General features: G+C 49.4%; 17 protein-coding genes and 1 pseudogene. 16 read left to right on the top strand and 2 right to left on the bottom strand.

What is annotated here, in order from left to right; all coding sequences use genetic code 11:
• Positions 1 to 17: 17 nt before the first annotated feature.
• The 7 genes and pseudogenes from FHS19_RS18745 (at position 18) to FHS19_RS18715 (ending at position 9607) form a co-directional block, all read left to right on the top strand.
• Positions 18 to 1640 carry a type 2 periplasmic-binding domain-containing protein gene (locus FHS19_RS18745; RefSeq protein WP_183583370.1) on the top strand — a complete coding sequence of 541 codons (1623 nt, stop codon included), beginning with the start codon at positions 18 to 20 and terminating at the stop codon, positions 1638 to 1640.
• Between the two features lie 122 nt (positions 1641 to 1762).
• Positions 1763 to 3208 carry an aldehyde dehydrogenase family protein gene (locus FHS19_RS18740; RefSeq protein WP_183583369.1) on the top strand — a complete coding sequence of 482 codons (1446 nt, stop codon included), beginning with the start codon at positions 1763 to 1765 and terminating at the stop codon, positions 3206 to 3208.
• Positions 3209 to 3240: 32 nt separating this feature from the next.
• A pseudogene (locus tag FHS19_RS18735) lies at positions 3241 to 3656 on the top strand (alanine dehydrogenase); the annotation flags it as partial.
• Between the two features lie 31 nt (positions 3657 to 3687).
• The gene (locus FHS19_RS18730) at positions 3688 to 4749 is read left to right on the top strand and encodes a tartrate dehydrogenase (RefSeq protein WP_183583368.1); all 1062 of its coding nucleotides are present in this window, start codon (positions 3688 to 3690) and stop codon (positions 4747 to 4749) included.
• 37 nt (positions 4750 to 4786) lie between these two features.
• Positions 4787 to 6166: an aminotransferase family protein gene (locus FHS19_RS18725; protein WP_183583367.1), complete on the top strand. Its 1380-nt coding sequence runs from the start codon at positions 4787 to 4789 to the stop codon at positions 6164 to 6166.
• 131 nt (positions 6167 to 6297) lie between these two features.
• On the top strand, positions 6298 to 7236 hold the full coding sequence (locus tag FHS19_RS18720; RefSeq protein ID WP_246426688.1) for a 3-hydroxyacyl-CoA dehydrogenase family protein: 939 nt from the start codon (positions 6298 to 6300) through the stop codon (positions 7234 to 7236).
• Between the two features lie 43 nt (positions 7237 to 7279).
• Positions 7280 to 9607 (top strand): glycoside hydrolase family 9 protein, encoded by a 2328-nt coding sequence (locus FHS19_RS18715; protein WP_183583366.1) that lies wholly within the window; start codon positions 7280 to 7282, stop codon positions 9605 to 9607.
• A gap of 74 nt (positions 9608 to 9681) precedes the next feature.
• On the opposite strand, the gene FHS19_RS18710 is transcribed toward FHS19_RS18715, so the two are convergent.
• Complete coding sequence (locus tag FHS19_RS18710; RefSeq protein WP_183583365.1) at positions 9682 to 10641, bottom strand: D-2-hydroxyacid dehydrogenase; 960 nt, start codon at positions 10639 to 10641, stop codon at positions 9682 to 9684.
• A gap of 282 nt (positions 10642 to 10923) precedes the next feature.
• Between FHS19_RS18710 and FHS19_RS18705 the strand changes: the two genes are divergently transcribed.
• The 5 genes from FHS19_RS18705 (at position 10924) to eno (ending at position 17807) form a co-directional block, all read left to right on the top strand.
• Positions 10924 to 11469 carry a DUF4364 family protein gene (locus FHS19_RS18705; RefSeq protein ID WP_183583364.1) on the top strand — a complete coding sequence of 182 codons (546 nt, stop codon included), beginning with the start codon at positions 10924 to 10926 and terminating at the stop codon, positions 11467 to 11469.
• On the top strand, positions 11466 to 12569 hold the full coding sequence (locus FHS19_RS18700; RefSeq protein ID WP_183583363.1) for a sialidase family protein: 1104 nt from the start codon (positions 11466 to 11468) through the stop codon (positions 12567 to 12569). Before FHS19_RS18705 ends, FHS19_RS18700 begins: the two co-directional genes overlap by 4 nt.
• A 126-nt stretch (positions 12570 to 12695) precedes the next feature.
• A complete protein-coding gene (locus FHS19_RS18695; protein WP_183583362.1) occupies positions 12696 to 13721 on the top strand; it encodes an N-acetylglucosamine kinase in 1026 nt (341 codons plus the stop codon).
• Between the two features lie 222 nt (positions 13722 to 13943).
• A complete protein-coding gene (locus FHS19_RS18690) occupies positions 13944 to 15074 on the top strand; it encodes a tyramine oxidase subunit B (protein WP_183583361.1) in 1131 nt (376 codons plus the stop codon).
• A 39-nt stretch (positions 15075 to 15113) separates the two neighbouring features.
• Positions 15114 to 17807: a phosphopyruvate hydratase gene (eno, locus tag FHS19_RS34605; RefSeq protein WP_204797547.1), complete on the top strand. Its 2694-nt coding sequence runs from the start codon at positions 15114 to 15116 to the stop codon at positions 17805 to 17807.
• Between the two features lie 229 nt (positions 17808 to 18036).
• Here the strand turns inward: eno and FHS19_RS18675 are convergent, their stop codons facing one another.
• Positions 18037 to 18927 (bottom strand): NAD(P)-dependent oxidoreductase, encoded by an 891-nt coding sequence (locus FHS19_RS18675; protein ID WP_183583944.1) that lies wholly within the window; start codon positions 18925 to 18927, stop codon positions 18037 to 18039.
• A gap of 723 nt (positions 18928 to 19650) precedes the next feature.
• On the opposite strand from FHS19_RS18675, the gene FHS19_RS18670 reads away from it, so the two are divergent.
• The 4 genes from FHS19_RS18670 (at position 19651) to FHS19_RS18655 (ending at position 25750) form a co-directional block, all read left to right on the top strand.
• On the top strand, positions 19651 to 21831 hold the full coding sequence (locus tag FHS19_RS18670) for a malate synthase G (RefSeq protein WP_183583360.1): 2181 nt from the start codon (positions 19651 to 19653) through the stop codon (positions 21829 to 21831).
• A gap of 29 nt (positions 21832 to 21860) precedes the next feature.
• Complete coding sequence (locus FHS19_RS18665) at positions 21861 to 22628, top strand: fumarylacetoacetate hydrolase family protein (RefSeq protein WP_183583359.1); 768 nt, start codon at positions 21861 to 21863, stop codon at positions 22626 to 22628.
• A gap of 367 nt (positions 22629 to 22995) precedes the next feature.
• A complete protein-coding gene (locus FHS19_RS35730) occupies positions 22996 to 23205 on the top strand; it encodes a tyrosine-type recombinase/integrase (RefSeq protein ID WP_183583943.1) in 210 nt (69 codons plus the stop codon).
• Between the two features lie 298 nt (positions 23206 to 23503).
• The gene (locus tag FHS19_RS18655) at positions 23504 to 25750 is read left to right on the top strand and encodes a pectate lyase family protein (RefSeq protein ID WP_183583358.1); all 2247 of its coding nucleotides are present in this window, start codon (positions 23504 to 23506) and stop codon (positions 25748 to 25750) included.
• The last annotated feature ends 106 nt before the right edge of the window (positions 25751 to 25856 follow it).

Below are 25856 nucleotides of genomic sequence, written 5' to 3'. Positions count from 1 at the left end.
AAAGGGAGCTAATTTGTATGAGAAAAACAAGAACACTCATGTCTCTTCTTGTGACGATCATGCTGGCCGGTATAGTTTCAGCATGTTCTTCAAATGAGACCACACCCCAGGCCACATCCGCACCGTCGTCGGCAGACACGGGGCAAGAACAGAATAAGTATGCCGAGCCTATGACCATTTCGTATGCCGTCGGCAGTAATAACCTTGATGTTAACGACGATGAATTCGCAAAGGTCTGGAAGGACAAGTTCAACTTCGATTGGGAGATCATGCCGGTAGCCTCCAATAACAACAGTGAAACGTTCCGCATCTGGATCAATTCCGGCGATATGGCCGACATGGGAAGCTGGAACTATAATCATTCCGAGTATGTCTCCTATGTAAAACAGGGACTGCTGAAGGAATTGCCTAAAGGTTGGCGCGAGAGATGGCCGAACCTTGCCGCGTCCCAAGATGCGACTGGAATGGCCGACTATCTCTCGAAGCAAGTGGGCAGCGACAACATTCTGCTCAAGCCGATCATGGGTGACAACTATCCAATAGACACGCTGATCGACAACTCGGGTATTTGGTACCGTGCGGATTGGTTCCGTGCCGTTGGTGCCGAAGTAAAGGATTCTTACACCATTAGTGAAATCATGGATATCGGGCGAAAGATCAAGGAACAGGATCCTGGCAAAGTGGGCAAGGCGCTCGTTCCGATGGAGATTGCATCTTCGGACCTTCCTCATCTCTTCGTACACGCCTTCTCGAACCATTACCGGAATGAGTCTCAGTTCTACCAGGACGCTGACGGCGTGTTTCATTGGGGGCTCGCCGATCCGGAAGTTCTGGAAGGGTTGAAGCTGTGGCGTCAGGCCTATGACGAGGGGCTGCTGCACCCTGAGTTCTACAATCTGCCAGGCGGAAGAGAAACGGAAGCGCAACTGAGTACTGCTGGCGTTGCTGCGATGAATGCCTCCGCGGGCTTGGCCTCCGTGGGTACTCGTCAGGCCAGCTTTATGAAAGCGAACTTAGGTGTTAATCCTGAAGAAGCGTTGAACTTTGCGATTATTACGGATGACAATGGTGTTTATCATACCAATGAAATCCCTAACTTCGCTGGCAGCCTGATCTTCAACCCGAAACTGGAGGATGCCAAGTTCGAACGCATTCTCGACATTTTGGACTATTCCGCTTCTCCGGAAGGACAGAACCTCATTAATATGGGCATTGAAGGCGTTGACTGGGAGAAGAATGCCGACGGCACGATTAAGAACTTGAACGGCGAGACCCAGACTTCTGACAAGTACAAGAGTATCCCTGACTTATGGACTCCGTTGCTCCGTCTGCGCGACGATTTCAACTTGATTAACCCGACATTGCCGCAAATTTGGCGCGATAAAGGCCTGAATCAGTATGTTAATAAAATGAAGGCCACAGATGTTAATAATCCTGCGGATTTTGTAACGCTCGACCCGGACGTTTACTTCTACAGTTCCCCTGCGCGTACTCGCGCAGTCATGGACCTCAATAAAGAATTAGCTTCTATTGTTCTGAAGGGACCGGATGTAGAGGCTAACTGGAACGCTTGGGTCAAATCAAAAATGCCACTGATTCAGCCTGTTCTGGACGAGCTTACTGCACTGAAGAAAAAATAGGATGTTTGGATTGATATGGTAAATTAGTGAAAAACAAAAAGTCTTCAGTTACCCCCAGTTTCAGAATAATAAACCTGAAAATGGGGGTAATGTTTCCGTGAAAATTGAAAGGACGATGTGGAGTGAGCGGAAGAAAGAAGTTATTCATTGATGGCAGGTGGGTTGAAGCTCAATACTACGAGACTCTGAAATCGCCTTACTCAGAAGAGACGATCGCTGAAATTCCCCAAGCTACGATAGAGGAGACCGAATCTGCAATCGCGGCCGCCGATCGTGCCGCTAAGGTCATGGCTGTGATGTCGAGCCATCAGAGAGCCGAAATTTTGGGTAAAGTTACTTTGCTCCTGACCGAGCGAGCCGAGGAGGCGGCCCGGCTGATCGCCGCTGAAGCCGCCAAACCGCTTGCCATGGCCCGCGCGGAAGTGCAGCGTACGATCATGACCTATAAGTTTTCCTCGGAGGAAGCAAGGCGCATTCAAGGTGAGCAAATCTCGGTTGACGCCGCGCCCGGCGGGGAAAACCGGACAGCCTACACCGTCAGGGAGCCGCTGGGAACCGTCGGCGCCATTACGCCATTCAACTTTCCGATGAATCTTGTCGCCCATAAGGTCGGGCCTGCGATTGCAGCCGGCAATTCGGTCGTGTTGAAACCCGCTTCGCAAACCCCGCTAAGTTCGTTTTTCGTGGCGGAATTGTTTGCCGAAGCCGGTCTTCCCGCCGGAGCGTTAAATGTTGTGACGGGGAGTGGAAGGAAAGTTGGCGACAAGATCGTGACGGACCCGCGCATCAAAGCTGTGACGTTTACGGGAAGTCCGGAAGTCGGAATGGAAATTCGAAGCAGAGCGGGGTTAAAGCGTGCGACCTTGGAACTCGGCTCGAATTCGGCGTTGATCGTCGATCGGGACGTTGACATCGACGAAATTATTGACCGTTGCGTTACCAGCTCGTTCAGTTTCCAGGGGCAGGTGTGCATTTCGCTACAGCGGATTTACGTTCATGAAGCGATTTACGACATGTTTGTCAACAAGTTCTTAGAGACGACACACAAGCTGACCATCGGAGACCCGCTGGACGAAAGGACCGATCTTTCCGCCTTGATCAGCCGGAAAGACGTCGAGCGAACGTTGAGCTGGATTGAGGAAGCCAAACAGAACGGTGCGGTGATCGCCACAGGGGGAACCGCTGAACGCAATATTGTTCTGCCAACGGTTTTGCTCGAAGTTGATTCGAAGACGAAAGTTTCCTGCCAGGAAGCTTTTGCGCCTGTCGTGCTAATCAATAAGGTGAAATCCGTTGAGGAGGCCGTGAATTACGTCAACGATTCGCGATTCGGACTGCAAGCCGGCATTTATACCTCGAATATGCATAATGCTTTCAGCTCGGCAAAAACGCTGCATGTCGGAGGTGTGATGCTCAACGATACGCCTTCTTTTCGGCTGGACCACATGCCCTACGGCGGCGTGAAGGACAGTGGCATGGGCCGCGAGGGAATCAAATATGCCGTTGAGGAATTGACAGAAATGAAGTTGGTCGTGATTAACCATAATATAACGCACGCCCGTCAATGAGATGGGATTTACCATGATGCGGAGTCGTTGGAACGAATGCTGCCAAAATCGCGCTCGGTCTCGGAGGAGACTTCACCATTATCGATTCCATACCTGATCGGCTTCGCGCGTTGGAGATCTGTTCGGAAAATCTGTGAACACGGTGATCTCGAAACCGGCGAACATCGTGGAATGCGTGAAGGAGTTGGAACTGGTCATCGGAGCGTTACTAATTACCGGTGCGAAAGCGCCAGACTTATCACGGAAGAAATGGTCAAGACGATGAAACCGGCTCCGTCATCGTCGCCGTAAACCAGGGGGGTATTTTTGAAACGGTCGACATGTGTCGACGCATGACAATCCTTCTTATATCAAGCATGACGTAGTACTTTACGCGATCGCCAACATGCCTGGTGCTGTGTCGCGGACTTCCACCATCGAATCTACCAATTTAAAACTGGATCCCTAGGAAATAGGGAGCGGAATGGAGGCTTAACAACGTGAAAGTTTTAGAAATCGCCGTCCTACCAGGCGACGGCATCGGCAAGGAAGTAATGCCGGAAGCGCTCGAAGTGCTGCGCTGCATCGCACAGATTCACGGCGGTCTTCGTTTCGATTTTGTCGAGTTTCCGTGGAACTGCGATTACTACTGCGAGAATGGCAAAATGATGCCGGATGACGGGTTGGACACCCTTGCGGGCTTCAATGGCATTTTTCTCGGTGCGGTCGGCAATCCCCAGCTCGTGCCGGATCACATCTCGCTCTGGGGATTGCTGCTCAAAATCCGCAAAGGCTTCCGCCAGACGATCAATCTCCGCCCGGCCAAGCAATTAAAAGGAGTCGCATCGCCGTTGGTGAACCCCAAAAACTTCGACCTGATTGTCGTTCGGGAGAACAGCGAAGGAGAATACAGCGAGATTGGCGGGAGAATTCATCAAGGCGAGGATGAAGTCGCGATCCAGAACGCTGTATTTACTCGCAAAGGGTCCGAAGCTGCAATGCGCTATGCCTTCGAGTTGGCGCAGAAAAGAAGAGGACATGTAACGAGCGCGACCAAGTCGAACGGGATTTATCATACGATGCCGTTCTGGGATCAGATTTTCAAGGAAGTGCAGACCGACTATCCCGAAGTGAAAACCAACTCGTATCATATTGATGCGCTTGCCGCGTATTTTGTCAGCCGTCCGCAGTTGTTCGATGTGGTGGTGGCCAGCAACTTATTCGGCGATATTTTGACCGATCTTGGGGGAGCCATTATGGGAAGCATTGGAATCGCCCCTTCCATCAACATCAATTTGGACGGCAAATATCCATCCATGTTCGAGCCGGTACACGGTTCCGCGCCTGATATATACGGAAAAGGCATCGCAAATCCCGTCGGCCAGATTTGGACGGCGAAGATGATGCTCGATTATTTTGGCGAGGAGGAACTCGGAACCGCGCTTCTTCAGGTCATCGAAGATGTCATGGAGAGCGGAATTCGTACGGCGGATGTCGGCGGAACAGCATCGACGAAAGAGGTCGGGGTCGCGATTCGGGAAAGGCTTCAACGGTTGAATTAATCCCTTTTTATTATAAATTTGATGCGAGGCGAAAAAGATGGCTGATAATCAACGATTGACGGAACTGGATCGTAAGCATATTTTGCATCCGACCAGTCCGATTAAGGATCATTACGAACAGGGACCGTCTGTCATCATGCAGCGGGGCGAAGGCATTTATGTGTACGATATCGATGGAAAACAGTATCTCGACGGGTTATCCTCCCTTTGGAACGTCAATGTCGGCCACGGAAGGCAGGAACTGGCGCAAGCGGCTATGGAGCAAATGAGTAAGTTGGCCTACAGCCACTCCTTCAACCGGTTTTCCCATGAGCCAGCCATCATGCTGGCCGAGAAAGTGGCGTCACTTGCGCCCGCTGATTTGAACGTTTGCCATTTCACATCAGGCGGCTCGGAATCGAACGATACAGTATTTAAATTGATTCGCCATTATTTCAAATTGAAGGGCGAGATGAACCGCTATAAAATCATTGCCCGATACCGCGCCTACCATGGCGTGACGATGGGCGCGACGAGCGCTACCGGCATTCCAGTTTTCCGCCAGACGGGCGGACCGCTCGCCGGTGGATTCGTTCAAGTGGCCGCTCCATACAGCTATCGCTGCGACAAATGCGAATCTTGCGCCAAAGGCGGCGCCGCCTGTGCGGTACAAAGTATGGAAGAGGCGATCCTCCGGGAAGGTCCAGACACAGTGGCGGCGATTATTGTCGAACCGATTCAGGGAGCAGGCGGGGTCATCGTTCCGCCACCCGGCTACATGAAAGAAATCCGCCGTCTTTGCGACAAGTACGGCATTTTGATGATCGCCGACGAAGTTATTACCGGCTTTGGACGAACCGGGAAATGGTTCGGCATGGAACACGAGGGTGTGGTTGCCGACCTAATGACGTTTGCGAAAGGAATTACGAGCGGGTACATTCCGCTTGGCGGCGTGATTTTGAACGACCGCTTGCATAAGGAACTTGCTGAGCTGTCCACTTCGGTATTGCCTCATGGATATACCTACAGCGGACATCCGACCGCTTGTGCAGTGGCACTTAAAAACCTGGAGATTATAGAACGAGAAGATCTTGTTGCGAATGCTGCCGCCATGGGCCAGGTTCTTGGCGCAGGATTGGAGCAATTGAAGCAGGATTCGGATATGGTAGGCAACGTCACGTACCGTGGGCTCCTAGCTTCGGTTGAGCTCGTCGAAGACAAGGTGGACAAACGGGCGTTTCCGTCAGCTAAGAAGGCCGCACAGCTCGTATTCGACAAGGCGAAGGAAAAAGGTCTGATCACGCGCGCGATCATGATCGATAATACGGACATCATAGCCCTATGTCCTCCTCTGACCATTAAGAAGGATCAGGTGGAGTCGCTCATAGACATCCTGGCCACTTCGATTGCGGCAGCAGGGAAGGAACTGTTCGGTTGATAGCCGTAAACCTTTGCCCATGATTCCTACAAAATCTATTACATGCGTACCGGGGAGCGGACGATCATGGCTTTCAGCCGTTCGCCCTGTTCGTCGCACAGGAACCTATAGTAACAAGGAGGGGGAACGGTTTGAGAGAAACCTTAAGCGTGCTAGGTGCAGGGCTGATGGGCCATTCCATCGCGCTGACGGCGGCATGGGCCGGTTTTTCGGTCGTTTTACAGGGGCAAAGTGAAGCCGGCCTGGCGCGCGCGGACAAAGGAATTTGCGACAAGTTGGCGCTGATAGCCGACAATGGTCTGATCAAGAAGGAGGACATTGCGGCGATACGCAGGCGCATCCGAACAACTCTTTCGGTACCTGACGCTGTTGCGAACGCAAGCTTCGTGATCGAGTCGATTCCGGAACAGCTAGAGCTAAAGCGGCAACTTTACAAAGAACTGGATGCACTGTGCAATGAAAGCGTAGTATTGGCGAGTAATACATCCGGGCTGAGCCCGACAGCGATTGCCGAGCGGATGAAACGGCCGGAGCGGATGGTCGTCACCCATTTTTGGAATCCTGCACACTTACTGCCGCTCGTCGAGGTTGTACGTGGAGTGAAAACCGACGACAAGACGACGGATCGGACGATGCAACTGATGCGGGCTATGGACAAAAAACCGATTCTTTTAAAAAAGGATGCGCTCGGTTCAGTCGGCAACCGGCTTCAGTATGCGCTGTTCCGGGAGGCGCAGTATATTTTGGAGCAGGGCATCGCCAGCATGGAGGATATCGACGCAGCCATGACGTACAGCCTCGGGCGCCGGCTCCCCATAACCGGTCCGTTCATGACAGCCGATATGGGCGGTCTTGAAGTATTTGACGCCATCTCCAACTATCTATTCGCCGATCTGAGCAAGGCCGATCAATCGCTTGGGACTATGCGCGAGCTAGTTGACAGTAGTAAGTACGGGCTTAAAACCGGCGCTGGCTTTTACGAGTGGGATGAAGAGTCTTCCGCGCAAATGAACAAGGCCCGGGAGTTGGAGCTCATTCGGTTTTTGAAGCGCGATATGGGGCTGGAATAGCCTAATCTTCGAATAGATTATTATTAGGAAGGTGGTTTTACAAATGTATCAAACTCTACTCGATCAGCTCAAGGAGAGTCGGTATATCCGCAGGTCTATGAAAGTGGACGAATCGGACTCCGCTTATGAACGCTGGCGTAAGAAACCCGTATTGAAGTCCCGTGAGCTTCATCTGTGCGAGAATTTTGATACCTTGATCCAAAAGGGCCCAGGCACCATACACAGGGATTTTATACATACCATATCGGGCAAGGGAAGCGTCCGGCTGGACACGCCCACTTCAACCGCCATCAAAAGTCCAAATAACCGTAGATATGATGAACCCGGAATATTATTACCGCTGCAGAACGAAAACCTCTATGAGTACAACCGAATCTCGCTCTGGATCTATGTGGACTCTCCCGGTTTTTCCAACCAATTTGTGTTGGTGGCACTGCACAATGAGGGGGAGCATATCATGCCCGTGCCTGGCCGTTTTGAGGGCACACATCACGCTGACTCGAAGCCTGGGGAGTGGACACAGATTATTTGGGAGCTCCCCGATATCTACCGCGACAATGTCACCGGTATCTCAGTAGTCACTTTTCTGCCCGGCTCACCCATGAATGCTTCGGACAGCATGACCCTTTATTTTGACGATTTACGAATTGAAAGAGTAGAGCCTGAGAAGAGCCGCGGCTGGGACCTTCCAGCAGGATCCATAGCCTACTGTCACAGCGGCTATCTGAGTGATGCACGCAAACAGGCGCTGGTACAGGGCTCCGACGCTGAAACCTTTTCACTGACCGATGACAAGGGTAAAACCGTGTATACCGGCAAGGTAACGACTGGTGAAAACGGCTTTGGCATTTTGGATTTCTCCGGTTTTAAAGCACCCGGCTTTTACACGATTACAGCAGGTGAATTCTCTTCCAAAGTTTTTCCCATCGGCCCGGACGCATTTCTCGCCGCTGCATGGAAGAGCCTTAGCTTCTTCTTCACCGAGCGCTGCGGCTTCGAAGTGCCGGAGCTTCACATCGAATGCCACCTGGATACCTTCTGCCAACACCCTGACGGGCGCACTATACCTGTACATGGCGGCTGGCACGATGCTGGAGATTTATCGCAGGCTATAGATAAAACTGCAGATGTAATTGTCGCTATGCTCGATCTCGGCGAAGCCACCCGTGAAACGGAGCCAGACCTTTCCGATCGCGTGCTAGAGGAAGCCCGCTGGGGACTGAACTGGGCAATGCGCACCCGTTTTGGCGATGGCTACCGTCATACTAGCCTCACTAAGGGCATCTGGACCAAGAATTTCCGCGGCGATAAGGACGATATGACGGGGGAGGCAAAGAATACCGCTATTCATAACTACACCGCCGCCTATACTTGCGCCTATGGTGCGCCGTTCTATAAATGGGACAGAAATTTCTACGACTGGTGTGTCAAGTGCGCCTGTGAAGACTTTTTCTTTGCCGAAGATACGATTGCAGCTTCGAACGATAACAGCTTGATGTCCGAGCGTTTCGCAGTAGCCACTTCAGCTGCTGCCATGCTCTACCGAGTGACTGGCGAGACACGTTTTCTTGACGCGGCGGCGAATCGTGCGCGGCAACTTGCCCAATGTCAGCAGCTGGAGCGCAGGACGGACTTTTCCATTCCGCTGTACGGCTACTTCTACGAAGATCGTGATAAAAATAGGCCTATCAGTTTTTACCACCGCAGTTATGAGCATTTCTTCATGAAGGGTTTCACACTACTGCTGAAAGACGCGCAAGATCATCCTGATGCGGGGTTGTGGAGGGAGTGCGTGGATGCGTACACCGACTACATCAAGGAAACCGCACATGTCATGGAGCCCTACGGCATATTGCCGTCAGGCGTATACGAAGTAGGCAATACCGATTATTCCAAGATGTCGCACGAGGGGTCGAGGGACATTGGCGGTCCGACGATCGAAGAATATAATGCGCAGGTGAAAAACGGTATCAAGCTGAACGAAAACACATATTTGCGCAGATTTCCGGTGTCCTACCAGTTCCGTGGTTTTCATGCGACCTTGCTGAGCAAGGCCAAAAACGTTTTTACATTGGCAAGGTTCCTTGGTGACCGAGAGCTCTATGACATAGCCGCCAGGCAACTGGAATATGTTTTGGGGTTCAACCCCTTCGCCATGAGTACCATGTATGGTGAAGGCTATGATTACCCTCTGCTCTACGGCGGCTTTGCAGGCCAACCCGTGGGCGCGGTGCCTGTCGGCTTCGAGACTTTCGAAAATGAAGACGAGCCATACATGCCTATGCAAAACAACTGCACCTATAAGGAAGTATGGGTGTGCAGCACCGCGCGCGTGATGTGGAGCATTGCAGAGGTTTACAAGGGGATCTGATTCCTTAATTCCACCATAAAGGCAACGACAAAACAGCCCCTGCCATTAGAGGCGGGGGCTGTTTCGTTATTTTGTTACACGCGATATCCCGTTTCAATGTCAACACGGTTAAGCATGGGTTCGTCCGCTTGCAGTCGGCGCAGATTTTCACACCAAACCTCGATGATGGAAGGATAGATCTCACCGAATTGGTCACCGCCGGCGCAATGGGGAGTAATCATCGCTGTTTTGATATTCCATAGGCGATGGTTTTCAGGAAGAGGCTCAGGCTCTACCACGTCGAGGCCAGCGCCTGCCAGCGCGCCGCTTTCCAACGCGTCGCAGAGTGCCTCGGTGTCGACGGCCGAACCCCGTCCCACATTGAGCAGGAACGCTCCTTGCTTCATCTTCGCGATGCGTTCTCGGTTGAATAAGCCCTCCGTTTCCGGGTGGTTAGGCAGACACAGAGCTACAATGTCGCATTGCGGTAGAATGTCGTCAATTTGATCCATACGATACAAGGCTTCCAGATAATCGGGTTTTTTGTCAACTTGCCGGCGAATGCCGAAAACCCTCGCGCCCAGCGCATGCATTTTTTGAGCATAGCGGGCGCCGATATCGCCGATGCCAACGACCAGCACGGAAGAGCGCGCTACAATCCCGATGCGTCCAAGATGACTCCAACTGTGCTCATGCTGGAGATCGCGGTACAGGTGAAGCTTGCGCATGAGGACGAGCGTATGGGCAAGCAGAAATTCTGAGATGGCAAGTCCATAAGCGCCGGAGCAGTTGCACAGCATAGCACCCTTTGGCAACACGCCCGGCAGCACATACCGGTCATGCCCGGCTGTCTGGAGCTGCAGCCATTCCAATCTCTCACATAAGGAAAGCTGCTCTTCACTGGGGTTCCCCCAAATATAGGAGGCTCGTTTGAGATCTTCTTCCGTAGGAGGCTGCTTCTCGCAGTAAACGATATCAAGCTCGGGTGCAAGCGCCTCCAGTATAGCGCGAAATTCAGGTAAAAAGGTCATCATGACCAGCAGGGTCTTTTTCATCAGCACAGTCCTCCCATGTTGTTGGTAACGGAGAGGGCCCATTAATCCGGAAAAGGGCATATCTCATTTTTACATTTTAACTAGGAGTTTTCAGATTATAAAGATGATAAAATTTCCTACCCAATCGACCATTTTTGCAATGGGAGTGAATTTATTCATTCTCGACTGAGCGGGCGTATATGCCTATAATCGCAACTAGGCCGTTTTGCTTAAAATTTCAACAATAGGGGTGGAACGATATGCGCGCCCCAACGGTTGTCAACAATGAAAGGATGGATCGTCATGTCGAGCCAAGAATCGTATGCCCTATGCGCATTGGCGCAGATGGGTCAGCTGAGTGTGGGAGAGCTTTCACGTTTTTTATTTGAAACAGGCCTTGTCGCGGAAACCGATCTCAAGCTGCCGCTTACCTCTCTCAAGGAACAGGGACTTGTTTACCAGACTGTAAATTTGCGTGGCATCGTCTACGAAATCACGGACGCAGGTCGGACCTTGGTGAACGGCGACGCGACGCTTGCGCGGATAAATGTGGACGTAGCGGCCAAAAGCGCAGAATACAAGCGTGTTTTTGAGCAAGAGAAAGACTACATCGCCCAGTACACCGAGTCGTCCACCGGGGTGGTTCCCGTATTCCTTTCCATTCGCGACGGCTCAAGGATTATCCTCAAGATTAATATTATTGTCAGGGATATCGACACTGCGAAAAAAATATGTTCCGGTTGGATGGGCAACTCTGCGCGCGCATTTGACGCCGTATGGCAGGCCATCGCCGGGGATGCGCCAGATCCGGGCTTCTGGACAAGTCGTCCGGAGGAGGGGAAGGCATGAAACTACCCGTCTGGAAAGAGGGGCTCCCTTACCCCCAACCATCCGAAATGTCTTATCCCAGCGGCATGACAAGGCTAATCGCGCACGATGGACGGCTCGATCTATTGCCCTTTCTTCATGATTGCACGATCACCTCGCACTACGGCAGATTGTATTTGGGCTGGTATAACTCTACCGACGCGGAAATCTGCGGCTCTTCCTTGATCCGGGGGCGCTATTCCGAGGACGGGGGGGAGAACTGGTCGGAGGTATTCAACGTAGTGGGCGAGATCGGCAGCGCCGAGGAGCATTTTGTGCCGGCGAGCTTCTTTGTGCACGAGGGCAAACTGTATTCTCTGATTACCGAGATGGGCGGCAAGAATCTTTCGATTTCTCTTGACCTGTTCCAGGCCCCGGAGTCTTCCCTTAACGATTGGGAAAGAGTCTCCGTCATATCCGGGGGGTTTCTTAGCAATTCTCCCCCAATTCTTATGGACACGGGCGATTACATTGCCGGTGTCTGGATGCCGCTGAAGGGAGATACTCCCGCTTTTCCGGCAGTACTCATCAGCCAGGGCTTGAATATTTCGAAGCCGTGGCGCTGCTCTTTCTTGTATGACCCGCTCGCCCCAGACGCCGTGAAGATCAGGTGTCCCGAAATAACTTTAGTCGTGCGGGGAAGCGCTGTCACCGCCTATGTTCGTAATGACGAGGGCAAGTTTGGCGATCTCACAAGCGGACCGTCTTTTGTCTTTACGAGCGAGGATTACGGGAAGAGCTGGTCAAACCCGGCCAGAATTACCACCATGCCAGTTGGAAATTCCAAAATGTTCGCAGGTATCCTGTCCGATGGCAGGCGCTACATAATTTACAACAACGATCGGGGCTACTTTAAACGAGATCTGCTCTGTATCGCTCTCACCGAACCGGGAGAGGTAGAATACACAAAAGCCTATAAGTTATTCGAAGACTCGGTTACAGAATTTGATGGCCGGGGGGGATACTGGTTTTATCCTTGCGCCTGCGAGCAGGAAGGAGTCCTGTATATCGCCTGTACTTTGCAAGAACAAGATGGTGTAAGAAGCGCGGTCATCGCTAGGATACCAGTGGACTCGATGTAAGCGCCAGCCCTGAATTCGATCATAAATCGCCCTCAAAAATAGATCTTGGACGGGTTAAAGCTGATGTTAATGCTAAGCGCGCATAACCTGCTGGAACTTGTTCAGTAAATAAATGGAGTGTTAATCATGTCATTGATATTAGCTGTTGATCTAGGCGGCACGAAAGCCCATACTATCGTCGCTGACGACCAAGGCAACATTCTGGGATTTGGAGACGACAAGGAATGGGTATTTCAAGCGCTGGAAAGACGGATATTTAAAATGGTACGTATCCGTTTCGCCGCGGACAAAGCTCTCGCCGACGCAGGATTGCCCCTGTCAAAAATAGATCGGGTATCCGCCAGCTGCTCCGGTGCGGACTGGTCGTTTGAATTGCCTATTGGAGTCAGACAGCTTCGCGAGACTTTGGACGTGCAGAATGTTTCTTACTTTAATGATTGCATAGGCGCACTTCGTGGCGGCACAGAGATTATCGGACGCGATTGTGCTGTTATCTGCTTGGGTACAGGCGCCAACTGCGCAGTCTATAACAAAGACGGCCAGAGTTACGAGTATGGCTACTATTTAAAGAACGCACACCAGGGAGGCGAAGCCATAGGCCGCTTCATTGTGGACGCTGTGGTGGACGCCAGCGTCGGCATAGGGCCGAAAACCGAACTAACGCGCCTTTTACTGGATTTTACGGGTTTTTCCTCCGTAGAGGAGTTTTATATGCTCTGTACGACGGGCCGAACCGAAGACGAGCCTCCTAAACAGCCGGTGTATAAGGATTTCTGCCCGTTGCTTTTTGAGGCTATACGTCTCGGAGACGCTGTGTCGCTGAAGTATATTGATCAATTTTGCGCCGTTTTTGCTAATTATGTGGCTGTTGCTGCCAAAAAACTGAATATCGTCGAAAGGCCGCTGCCTGTGGTCATTTCGGGAGGTGTGTGTAAGGGCGACAACATGATTCAGGAACTTATTGAAAAACACCTCAAGGGAAAAATACCCGGGGCATACTGCTTAAATGCGCGGTTCGAACCGGTAATAGGGGCCCTGCTAATGGAGCTGGATCGCATTTATCCGCAGGGTATACCAGAAGACGTTATGGAAACGCTTGAGCATGGCTGCGCCGAACGGAAGCTTTTCCGGGAAATCGGAAATGCAGGGTAGGATAAAAGAAAATCGCGAGTATTTAGAACAGCAGGACGGTTATTCATATTTCGCCTAATTCTAGTTCTAGTTCATATATCTCGCATCACAGATCCTAAAAAATTCTCGATCCGGTAAAAAATAAAAGACAAGAAGAGTCCCCTGTTGCAGAATAATAAACCTGCAATAGGGGGCACACATCGCCAATCATATTTCTTTTAAGGCTCGAAAGGAGAAAAGAATTTGGGCAAGAGAACTGAGTTCCTTTATATGTCCGAACCGGATGTCATTGAGGCTGGTGTTCTGGATGTAAAAATGTGCGTGAATAACGCAGAAGAGGTGTTCAAGCTTTTAGTACAGGGCGACTATCTGATGGGAGGAAGTAATCATAACAATCACGGAATGTATATCGTTTTCCCTAAAGAAACTCCATTTCCCAATATGCCTGTTGCCGGGCCTGATCGCCGCTTTGTAGCCATGCCCGCCTATCTTGGCGGGCGCTTTGATATATGTGGACAGAAATGGTACGGCTCAAATGCAGAAAATAAAAAAGTGGGTCTTCCCCGATCTATCCTTATGCTTACTCTGAATAATAAAAGCACTGGCGAGCCTTTAGCCTATATGAGCGCTAATCTGATCAGTGCTGGCCGTACCGGCGCCGTCCCTGCCGTTGGAGCCCGCTATCTCGCGCGCAAGGATTCCAAGGTTCTCACTCTTGTTGGCTGCGGCCCTATTGGCAAAGCCTGTTTCGATGCGATCATTACTGAACTTCCGAATGTTGAAAAGGTTATCTGCAATAACCGCTCTGAAGAAAAAGCCGTTTCACTTGCAAACTATATCAAAAAAAACTATGGCCTGAATGCCATCGTTGAAAACAGTCTTGAGTCTGCCGCCCGTGAAGCTGATGTAATTTCTGTCGCCGCCTCCCGTACTGCTCCACTGCATTTCAAGCACAAATGGATCAAGCCGGGTTGTACAATACTTGCCTCTGGTCCTCTCCAGTGCGATGAATTTCTTTGGATGGACATGGATATCGTTTATGACCATATCGGTTTGCACCATGCCTATGTAGAAGAGGCAATCGAGTCCGGTGACAAGGACGAATATTACAGCAGAGTAATCGGCGGTCCCATTTATCGTCTTATTGATGCTGGCAAGAAACCGGCTCTAGATGACTCTATCAGTATTGGCCAGGTCATTATCGGTGAAAATCAAGGCCGTATCTGCGATAAGCAAATTATTTGCTTTGTTGCATGCGGTATGTCTGTATTTGATTTGGGTCTCGGATACGATCTTTATATGACTGCGCTCGAGAAGGGAATCGGTCAGAAGCTGCTGCTCTGGGAGAATCCGAAACAAAGTGAAGAAGAATAAGCGGCTACACTGAGATTGATGTTGATAAGGAGATTCAGAATGAAGTCCAAAATAAAAAACAAAAACGTCTTGCTGTCACATGGCGACGTCGATAGCAGAAAAATTGTTCTTGACATTGCGGATAAGACACTGCAGCATCTTGATGCATACGAGCGTATCAAAAGTATCGCTCGTATGGAAGGCGAAATACTTTGTATTGGAAGTCGCAAATGGGACCTTTCCAAAAGACGCAACGTCTATCTTATTGGTGCGGGTAAAGCTTGCAATCACATGGCAATGGCAGTGGATGAAATTCTCGGTGATCATCTTACCCTTGGTATTGCGATAGTAAAGATTTCCGAGAAAATAGATGTTTTTCATAAGACAAAAGTTTATGTAGGTGGCCATCCGCTTCCTAATGAAGAAGGAGTGCGTGCCTGCCAGGAAATATTAAAAATCGTTGATAATGCAACTTCCGAAGACCTCTTTATTGTTGTGATGAGCGGAGGAAGCTCATCTCTTATGAGTTACCCGATTGACGGGATTACGCTTCAGGATGAGATTGACACGACAGATATCATGCTGAAGTCCGGCTGCAGCATATACGAAATAAACGCCATTCGCAGGCATATAAGCCAGATGAACGGTGGCATGCTGGCCAAACGTATTCAAGACCGCGGCGCCGAGTTGATTGGTTTCGGTATCAGCGATGCAGTAGGTACGCCTGCCACCCATAATATAGGTGAACCATACCAGGATTATAAAGGCACCCCCATGGGACCTGATCAGACCACGCTTGAAGAAGCAAGGAGAATCATACACGATTACGATGTTAAGGACCGGCTACCTAAAGCAGTTGTTGACTACATCATGAACGTGGGTCCCCAAGGGGAAACGCCGAAGGCCTTTCCTAAAAATACCTATTTTCTTATTAACAGTTTGCCTGATTCCTGCCTATATGCAAAGAAAGCAGCAGAGGAGATGGGTATTTCAGCTATCATCCTTTCCTCATTCATCGAGGGTGAAAGCAGAGATGTGGGAACGGTTTTTGCATCCATTGCCCGTGAAATCCAGAATAGCGGCAATCCTGTCGCTGCTCCTTGTGTAGTGCTGAGCTCCGGCGAAGTGACCACAAAAATACTTGATAATTCTCAAATAAAGGGACATGGAGGTCCTGGTCAGGAACTTACGCTTAGTTTTGCTATTGCCGCTCAGAAGATGCCTGGCTGTGCTCTTCTTTCCATCGACACGGAGGGAACCGACGGAACAACCAAGGTAGCCGGAGGCATCACAGATTCCCAAAGTTTTGAGGTTGCCTGCGAAAAAGGAATTGATGTATATGAATCCTTGCGAGGCCACGCATGCTTTGAAGCGCTCGAAGAGATTGGAGATACTGTCTTTACCGGAAACACCGGTACCAATCTGTGTGATTTGAATATTATGTATGTTCCAGCTCTCCCCGGAAGGGCTGTTACAAAGAATGGAAACCGGATCAGATCAGTTCATGCTCGACAGCTTATTGACTGCAAGTGTAGACCCATGGTCGAGGTTGATGTTATTACGGAAGACGGATCAATGGGCACCGGTGCCGCTCCTACTGGCAGCTCCGTGGGAATGTACGAGTCCAAGGTACTTCGTGACGGAAATCCGAATGAGTATGATGGTCTCAGTGTTCACAAGGCTGTTGCGAACATCAATGAAATAATCGCTCCCAGATTGATAGGGATGGTTGTATCTGACCAAAAGATGCTTGATCAGGTTATGGTCGACCTTGATGGCACTCCTGATAAGCATGTACTTGGCGGAAACACGATTTACAGTGTTTCCGTAGCCTGCTACCGTGCGGCGGCCGCGACCCAACACCGTCCGCTTTATGATTGTATTTCGGGAGGCAATGTAAAAACTGTCCCTATTCCATCATTTAACGTGATTAATGGTGGCAGAAACGGAGGCATTACTCAGGCCTTCAACGAATTTATCGTCATGCCTTACCGCGCTGACGACATCGAGGAAGCTGTGGAAATCGCAGTCAAAGTATTTCAGAAACTCGGCTATGTTATAAGGGAATACACCGGCGCCGAACCTGCAGTCGGGCAGTCTTACGGCTGGGTAGCCCCATCCGAAGACCCTGAAGTATGCCTTGAGCTGATCCAAAAAGCCATCGACTTATGCGGCTATACCCACAAATGTGCATTTGCACTGGATTGTGCGTTGAGCGAAATGTATGATGCACTAACTAACAGTTATTACCTGAACGGAAAGTATGCGACCAGTGACGAGGTCATCAACTATATAAAGTACCTTACAGAAAAATATAATTTTGTATTCATTGAAGACATATTGGATGAGAACGATTGGGAAGGCTATGAAAAAGCGCATAAGGAAATTACTCGTGCACTTATCATTGCCGACGATCTTACCGTTTCCAACAAAGCCCGTATTTTGCGTGCTCATAAGACTAATTCTATCGATGGCTTCATTTTAAAGCCTAACCAGGTCGGTACAATCAGTGAAGCGCTTGAAGCTCACAATTTTGCAAAGGCTCACAGGCTGCTCTCAATCACTTCCGGGCGTTCCGGGGGTGTCATCGACGACGTAGTCATGGATATGGCAGTGGGACTGCAGATCCCTTTTATCAAGAACGGCTGTCCCCGCTCCGGCGAACGCATTGAAAAGTTGAACTTCCTGATGAGGGTTAAAGATAAATACCCTGGTTGTCACATGGCCAAAATTGACCAATTTTTGAAATTCTAAGATAATTGACACTTTATTTATGCTTAGAAAGGCAACCTATACATATAATCATGCGGTCGCCAGGCAAAGGAACGGCTCACTTAGCTCCAAGCAATTTGTAGTGTGCTGATTACCTTCGCAACTCTAACATCTAAAAAATCGCTCAAGGCTGACAGAATTCATTCCGTCGTTGTGCCTTGAGCGAAGCTTTTCAGACATGAAAATGAGCCAATTGTTCGGATTTGTGTATCTAGAGCTCCCGGTTGTAGATTTTATATAATGCCTGCGTGCCGTCATCTCCTCCGTCCCTGGCCGCGAGCTGTTCATAGAGCGATTTGGCCAAGCGGAGCCCGTGCGTGTCCAGCCCCATTTCCGCTGCAGATTCCAAGGCAATGCCCATATCTTTAATGAAATGCTTCACGTAAAACCCAGGATCGAAATTCCCCGCGATGATGCGCGGTCCCAGATTGCTGAGAGACCAACTGCCAGCTGCGCCGCTCTCGATGCTGCGCAGTACCTTCTGCGGATCGAGTTCTGCGCTTTCCGCATAAGCCAACGCCTCGCAGACGCCCATCATATTTGAAGCAATGGCGATCTGGTTGCACATTTTCGTATGTTGTCCTGCCCCAGCGCTGCCCTGATAGACGATATTGGAACCCATAGACTCTAGTATGGGCAGCACTGCATCGTATGCTTCTCGCTCGCCGCCGATCATGATCGACAACCGCGCTTCTCTCGCGCCAACATCCCCGCCCGACACGGGTGCATCAAGCGCATGTAAGCCGTTCTGTCTCGCTTCCGTATGGATGCGCCCCGCTAGCAACGGGCTAGATGTGGTCATATCAATCAAATAGGAGCCGGGCTGAGCAGCCGCAACAATCCCATCCTCTTGCAAATATATTTCCTCCACTTCACGCGGAAACCCGACCATCGTGATGATGACGTTCGCATGCCGCGCCACTTCCGCAGGAGAAGGCTGCCACACGGCGCCTTCCGCAACGAGTTCCTCCGCCTTCGATTTTGTGCGGCTATACACATGCAGTCGGTAACCTTGTTTCATGAGATTGCGCGCCATGCTCCTGCCCATGACGCCTGTCCCGATGAACCCGATCACGGCAGAATCCGTATCTAGCCATTTCATAGCCATAATACCACTCTTCGTTTGTCGTTCTTCCTTTGTATCATATCATACAACCTCCTAGTATATTTGATAGCCACTCAGCATTCATTTATTGAGGCAGATAGGGCAAGGGTTTCCTTGCGCCATCCAAACCGGAACTCCTCAAAATCGTGTGAAGGGGGATGTCCTTACTGCTCGCCATTAGAGCAAGTTCCACTTGAAACCTGTATTTGTTCGCTTTCGGATTACCAAGCCTTTGTTCTTCATCAGCTTCGCACCCATTACGGTCCTGGCGATGTCCTTATCATAAAGACCTTGCTGTGAACCTCTGGATGATGGATCCCTGACTAACTCCGCTACTTGATAATGAAGCGATTGTAGGGCAATTCCGGAAAAGGTTATATCTTATTTTTACAAATTTTTTCAGATAATAAAGAGGATAAAATTTCCTACCAAACCGACTTTATGCTATGGGAGTGAATTTATTCAACCTCGACTGCGCGGATGCATATGCCTATAATCGCAAAAAGGCCATTTTGCCTAAAATTACAACAATAAGGGGGAACGCTATACGCGAGCCAACCGTTGTCAACAAAGATAGGATGGATTGTCATATGGCGAGCTAAGAATCTGAATGGGGGAAACTGTTTCCAAGCCCTGGGCGTTGAGTAGAGGCCAAGAAAATTTGAATGAAGATGCTGCAGTAAAGTATGAAGCTTAACCATTGAAGGAGGGTGCTTGAGATTGACATATTACGTGAAGGATGGAAACTTACAAATTGCTAAGGAACTCTATGATTTTATCAATTTGAAAGTCATTCCGCAGAGCGGCGTGACGCAGGAGGCTTTCTGGTCCGGTTTTGGTAGTCTGGTCAAGGACATGGCTCCCAAAAACAAGGCCTTACTCGCCAAGCGAGATCGAATTCAGGAAAAGATCCATTCCTGGCACAAGGCGAATAAAGGTGTTGATTTTCAATCCTATAAAGCTTTCTTGGAGGGGATTGGTTACCTGGAGCCGGAAGTAGAGGACTTTCAAGTCTCTACGAAAAATGTAGATGACGAGATTGCGATTCAAGCCGGCCCGCAGCTTGTCGTTCCGGTGAACAACGCGCGTTATGCCATTAATGCAGCGAATGCACGCTGGGGCAGTCTTTATGATGCTTTGTATGGTACAGATGCCATCAGCGAAGAGAATGGAGCATCAAAGGGAAGCACGTACAACTCGATTAGAGGCGATAAGGTTATCGCATTTGCGAAGCAATTACTAGACGATGTCATTCCACTAAAAGAGGGCTCGCATAAGGACGGGGTAAAATACAGCATTTCAAAAGGTGCATTAGCAGTAGAACTGTCTCATGGAGCTACGACAGGCTTAAAGGTTGAAACGCAATTCGCCGGTTATCAGGGTGACGCGGCAGCGCCATCTGCCGTATTATTCGTCCACCATGGACTTCATCTTGAAATTCAAATAGATGCCCAGCATCCGATTGGCAAGAATGACCCGGCTCATGTTAAAGATATTTTAATGGAAGCTGCTATTACGACGATAATGGATTGCGAGGATTCGGTAACTGCGGTTGACGCCGAAGATAAAGTGCTTGTATACACCAATTGGCTGGGTTTGATGAAGGGTGATTTAACATCTACCTTTGCCAAAGGTGAGAATACGATCAACCGTACCTTGAACCCTGACCGAGCCTACACGTCTCCAATCGGCGAGTCTTTGACTTTATCGGGTCGATCGTTAATGTTCGTTCGTAATGTAGGTCACCTAATGACAATTAATGCCGTGCTGGATGATCAAGGCCAGGAAGTGCCTGAAGGCTTCCTAGATTGTATCGTTACAAGCTTAATCGGCAAACATACGCTTTTAGGTAATGGAATCTATCACAACTCGCAGAAGGGCTCTATATATATTGTTAAACCGAAGATGCACGGTCCTGAGGAAGTGATGTTTGCAGCGGAGCTTTTCAGCCGCGTTGAAGATATCCTGGGACTTGCACGCAATACGCTTAAGATAGGCGTGATGGATGAGGAACGACGCACTTCGCTAAATCTTAAGAACTGCATTTATGCCGTAAAAGAAAGAGTCGTATTCATCAATACCGGATTTCTGGATCGTACCGGTGATGAAATCCATACTTCCATGGAAGCTGGTCCCATGCTTCCCAAAAAGGATATGAAATTCTCCGTCTGGCTGAAAGGTTATGAGAGTTCCAATGTAGCCGTAGGCCTAGCTGCCGGCTTGCAGGACAAAGCGCAAATTGGTAAGGGCATGTGGGCCATGCCTGATTTAATGGCCGATATGCTCGCACAAAAAGGGGGCCAGCTCCAGGCTGGAGGCAGCACTGCCTGGGTGCCTTCACCAACCGCTGCTGTCCTGCATGCGATTCACTATCATCAAATTAACGTGAAAGATGTTCAGCTAGAGATCGCAGCGAAGCGAATCGATTATAGAGATGAAATTCTGCAAATACCGGTGGCGCATGTTCCGAATTGGAGCCCGGAGGAAATCCAGGAAGAACTGGATAATAACGCGCAGGGGATTCTTGGATACGTCGTCCGTTGGGTAGAAATGGGGATTGGCTGCTCCAAAGTGCCGGACATCAACAATATTGAGCTTATGGAGGATCGTGCCACGCTGCGTATTTCCAGTCAGCATATGGCAAATTGGCTGCATCACGGCATTTGCACCAGGGAGCAGGTGCTTGAAACCCTGAAGCGTATGGCCAAAGTTGTAGATCATCAGAATGCTGGTGATGCCGAATACATTCCAATGGCGCCGGACTACGAAAACTCCATTGCCTTCCAAGCAGCCTGTGATTTAGTGTTTGAAGGCTACGGCCAGCCAAGCGGATACACTGAACCGATTCTCCATCGTCGTCGAATTGAAGCCAAGTCGAAAAGAGCAGGTATGTTCAGCTAAAATATTCGATTTGAGAGGAGTTATCATCAATGAAATTCGTCAGATTTGCGATAAATGCAAAAACAAGTCAAGGGGTTCTTGAATCGGATACGATTCGAGAAATTCAAGGAAATCTGTTCGGCGAATGGCGTTATTCTGGCGTGAGCTATGCAACTCAGGACGTAAAGCTGCTTGCTCCCTTAGAACCGAACCAAATTATTGGGATTGGAGCTAACTACGTCTCCAAGGTCGATGAGCGCCCCGGTATGCTGCCAGACATCCCTGTATTTTTCTTTAAGCCAACCTCATCTGTCATTGGGCCTGGTGATCGCATTGTGATCCCCGGCTCCAACCAGCAGGTGAAATTCGAATCCGAACTGGCTGTCGTCATTGGCAAGGAAGCTAGGAATATCTGTGAGTCGGAAGTGCTGGACTATATCTTTGGCTATACGGTAGGTAATGACGTAACCGCGCCACAGTATTTTCATGAGAATGGTCATTGGACTATTGGAAAATCCTTTGATACCTTCACACCGCTCGGTCCAGTGATCGAAACAGAACTAAACCCGGATACCGTTCGCGTGGAAGCCCGCCTGAATGGGGTTGAGAAGCAAAACAGCGGAACGGAGTTAATGATTATACCAGTTCGTGAGATGATTGCTTATCTATCGCGTGTGATGACCTTGAAGCCTGGAGTAGTCATTCTAACAGGGAGTCCACTGGGATCGGAGCTCGTTGGCGCTGGTAGTGTCATCGAATGTGAGATTATGGGAATCGGAAACCTAAAGAATACATTCGTAGATCAGCAGCTGGCATAAGATAGTGGATATTTATGCTAATCTGCTGTAAGACGAAAAGAATATTCATTCTAAATTGCCGCGTAGTAGCGGCCTTTTTTGTTTTAACGATATATGTTCGTGCCAAAACACGACCACAAGAACATAAATCTTTTGCCGTGAATAAGACAAGAACATGTATGGCTCCGAATTCAAGCCTAAAGCATTACTACATTCTCCGGTTAATTAAGCAAAACGGTAAAGGTGGTAAATCCTGAAATGTTGAACTGAACAAAGACTTAATCAATACACTACAAGATTGGATCCGTAAACGTGGTCTGCCTAAAACCAAGAAGCTGTTCGTTTTACAGCGTGGCGGTGCTTTTACGACCGATGGGGTGGAGCATAGCTGCTTGATAAAACCGGCATTCCGGATCATACGCCGCACGTTCTCCGGCATACATTCGCTCATGTCCTTGCCGAGCGCGGGGAGTCACTGCGAACCATTGCAAAGCTTCTAGGCCATTCCAATATCAATTATAGGCGGAAATACGTTGCTCCGAGCCGCAAAGAACGGAAGGCTGCCGTCAACAAACTGGCTGGAGAACGATACTCATAACAACCATTCGTACCCCCCAAGCTATTGTTCATTTGGTTGCGACCTTTCAGAAGTCTAATTTAAGTTACCTATATGTTGACAGTTAAAGTTACTTTAACCGCACTTCTCGACGAACCTCAATTTTCGGGAAGACAGCTGAAGGATTGTCGCATAGGTATGGCTTTCATGACTAGGGGTCCCTCCAACATTCGTTAAAATGTTGGAGGGACCCCTATAAAAGCGCTTTTGCCCTATTATTAAAGATGTTAGATCATAGTAATATTAAGGAAATTTTATTTTTTTAAAAGGAGGGTATTTATTGAAGAGGTCACTCACCATTTCATTTCTCGTATCGGCATTCTCTCTTGCAATGATTATCATGTTTGCCACGAGCGCAGCAGCTGAAGAAGACACCGTCAAAATCGACTTCCAGACCAAAGGGTCTCTAACGGCAGAAGGTTATCTGCCCGACAGCGGGGATGAGTACGGCGACCGCGGGAATGGCTATACATATGGATGGACCCCAGGCAATGTTGGAGCCGCTAGAGATTACAGCTTAATTGAACCGGATCTTAAACTAGCAACCCTAAACCAATTTGGTGAAGGGATTATTTGGGAAATTGCTGTTCCGAACGGTAAGTATGAAGTGACGGTCAGCATAGGCGATATTCGATATCCGAACCAAATCAAAGGAAAATTGTTACTCTTGGCTGAAGAGACCGTCATCTTCGAAAACAAACAAGTTGACGGCATTTGGGAACACGTAAAACCGGATGGACAAACTTACATATCCAAAACTGTAGTAGCGGATGTGTATGATGGCAAACTGACCCTCGATCCAAAAGATACCGCCACGGAAAACATTAAGATCAACTACATTGAAATCAAGTCGCTTGACGGTCCGATTCCTATTAATCCCGTAGACCCCGGAAATGAAGAACCTCTTCCAGATATTGATATGACTCCCGTAACCATTGATGTCTATGGAGAAGAGGCGGAGTCGGATGTTCCGCCGATTAGAGCGGACGGCCAAGTTATGGTACCTGTAAATATCATAGCTGAAGAACTTGGCGCTGATGTCGTTTGGAATGAGGAAAAGAATGCTATTCTGATTAATTCCGTACCGGGCCAAGCAAGGTTCAAACAGCAGTCGATCCAGTTGATCGTGAACGGTTTGGAAATTAACCCGGAGGTTCGTCCTTTTGTTCTGGATGGTAATATGATGCTTCCTATTCGTGAAATATCCGAAGCGATGGGTCTGGATGTCATTTGGGATGAGGCAACTCTGACGCTTCATATTCGTTTAAGGCCCCATACGGAACCTTCCATGGAACTTTACGGGTGGGCCTCCGTAGAGGCTGAAGGCCTTGAAGGGACGACAGGCGGAAGCGATGCCGAACCTCAGAAGGTGACAACGCTAGAAGAACTAGAACAACTGGCCGGCGACGACGTCCCAAGAGTCATCGTCATTTCCGGAACAATCAAATCCGGGGTTGAGCCTATCACCATAGGCAGCAACAAGACGATAATGGGGGAGAACAAGTACGCGACCATCCGCGGCGGCATCACCATAGACGATAGCAGCAACATCATCATTCGCAACTTGAACTTCCAAGGCATCTGGCCTATTTTCGGCCCTGCAGACACGATCGCTGCGAGAAATTCTCATCATCTTTGGTTCGATCACCTGAACATCTGGGATGCCAGTGACGGCTTAATGGACCTCACCCTAGGCACTAACTACGTCACCGTCTCATGGAACAAATTCTTTTACACCGATCCGGATAATCCTCACCGTTTGGTCAGCTTGAACGGCGGAGGTGCGGAACATGACGATACCGACACAGGCAAGAACAAGGTAACCTATCATCACAACTGGTTCGCCAACAATACCGATCAGCGGATGCCTCGTGTCCTGTTCGGACAGGCGCACGCCTACAACAACTACTACACAGCCAGTGACAACGATTACGCCATTGGCGTAGGCGTCTTCGCATCGATGCTCGTGGAAAACAACTACTTCAAGAACGTGAGAAACCCACACCAGTTTATGTACCCCGACCGTCGTCCGGCGTATATCACGGCTACGGGCAATATTTATGACAACACAAGCGGAACTATGGATACGGGCGCCGTTACACCAGATGGCTACGAAAGCGTGGAGCCTTTTATTAATCCGCCCTACTCCTACGATCTGAATGATGCCAAGGATATCCCTTTTCTTGTCACTCGGTACGCGGGTCTAGACATTACAGCGCCAGGAGCACCAGTTATTATAGCTCCGGCAGAATCAGAGGAAATTCGCACGCGTACTCCGAGCATAAGCGGAACGGCAGAACCGGGCAGCATCGTAACCATAACATTGACAGATACTTCTTCAGGATCGAAAAAAACAAACACAACGTTGACGGCAACAGTTGACTCGGACGGTTCATTCAGTGTCGAATCAACAAAATTAAACAACGGAACGTATACCGTCACCGCAACGGCAACCGATGCTGCAGGAAATGTAAGTGACGTTTCGATAAGTCGCTCTTTTAGAATAAAAGGGCAGTCTGGCAAGTGATTAATTGGAGGGTTTGAACGAGCAACTCCGCATGGAACAGATCGTTCGTATGGTTGCGGGGGGAAGCATTAACGTTGTTCGCGTCCGAGATGACAAGATTCTTTTC

Source organism: Paenibacillus rhizosphaerae, from assembly GCF_014192015.1.
In the GTDB taxonomy this organism is placed as follows: domain Bacteria; phylum Bacillota; class Bacilli; order Paenibacillales; family Paenibacillaceae; genus Paenibacillus_AQ; species Paenibacillus_AQ rhizosphaerae.
Note: the sequence above shows the minus strand (reverse complement) of the source record. Positions and strands in the feature narration are given on the sequence as shown.

What these genes read in the sequence shown, in the direction of transcription:
- FHS19_RS18710 (WP_183583365.1), bottom strand. Translation starts at nt 10,641, where the DNA reads ATGAAAAAGACCCTGCTGGTCATGATGACCTTTTTACCTGAATTTCGC.
- FHS19_RS18715 (WP_183583366.1), top strand. Translation starts at nt 7,280, where the DNA reads ATGTATCAAACTCTACTCGATCAGCTCAAGGAGAGTCGGTATATCCGC.
- eno (WP_204797547.1), top strand. Translation starts at nt 15,114, where the DNA reads ATGAAGTCCAAAATAAAAAACAAAAACGTCTTGCTGTCACATGGCGAC.
- FHS19_RS18695 (WP_183583362.1), top strand. Translation starts at nt 12,696, where the DNA reads ATGTCATTGATATTAGCTGTTGATCTAGGCGGCACGAAAGCCCATACT.
- FHS19_RS18745 (WP_183583370.1), top strand. Translation starts at nt 18, where the DNA reads ATGAGAAAAACAAGAACACTCATGTCTCTTCTTGTGACGATCATGCTG.
- FHS19_RS18705 (WP_183583364.1), top strand. Translation starts at nt 10,924, where the DNA reads ATGTCGAGCCAAGAATCGTATGCCCTATGCGCATTGGCGCAGATGGGT.
- FHS19_RS18725 (WP_183583367.1), top strand. Translation starts at nt 4,787, where the DNA reads ATGGCTGATAATCAACGATTGACGGAACTGGATCGTAAGCATATTTTG.
- FHS19_RS18700 (WP_183583363.1), top strand. Translation starts at nt 11,466, where the DNA reads ATGAAACTACCCGTCTGGAAAGAGGGGCTCCCTTACCCCCAACCATCC.
- FHS19_RS18665 (WP_183583359.1), top strand. Translation starts at nt 21,861, where the DNA reads ATGAAATTCGTCAGATTTGCGATAAATGCAAAAACAAGTCAAGGGGTT.
- FHS19_RS18675 (WP_183583944.1), bottom strand. Translation starts at nt 18,927, where the DNA reads ATGAAATGGCTAGATACGGATTCTGCCGTGATCGGGTTCATCGGGACA.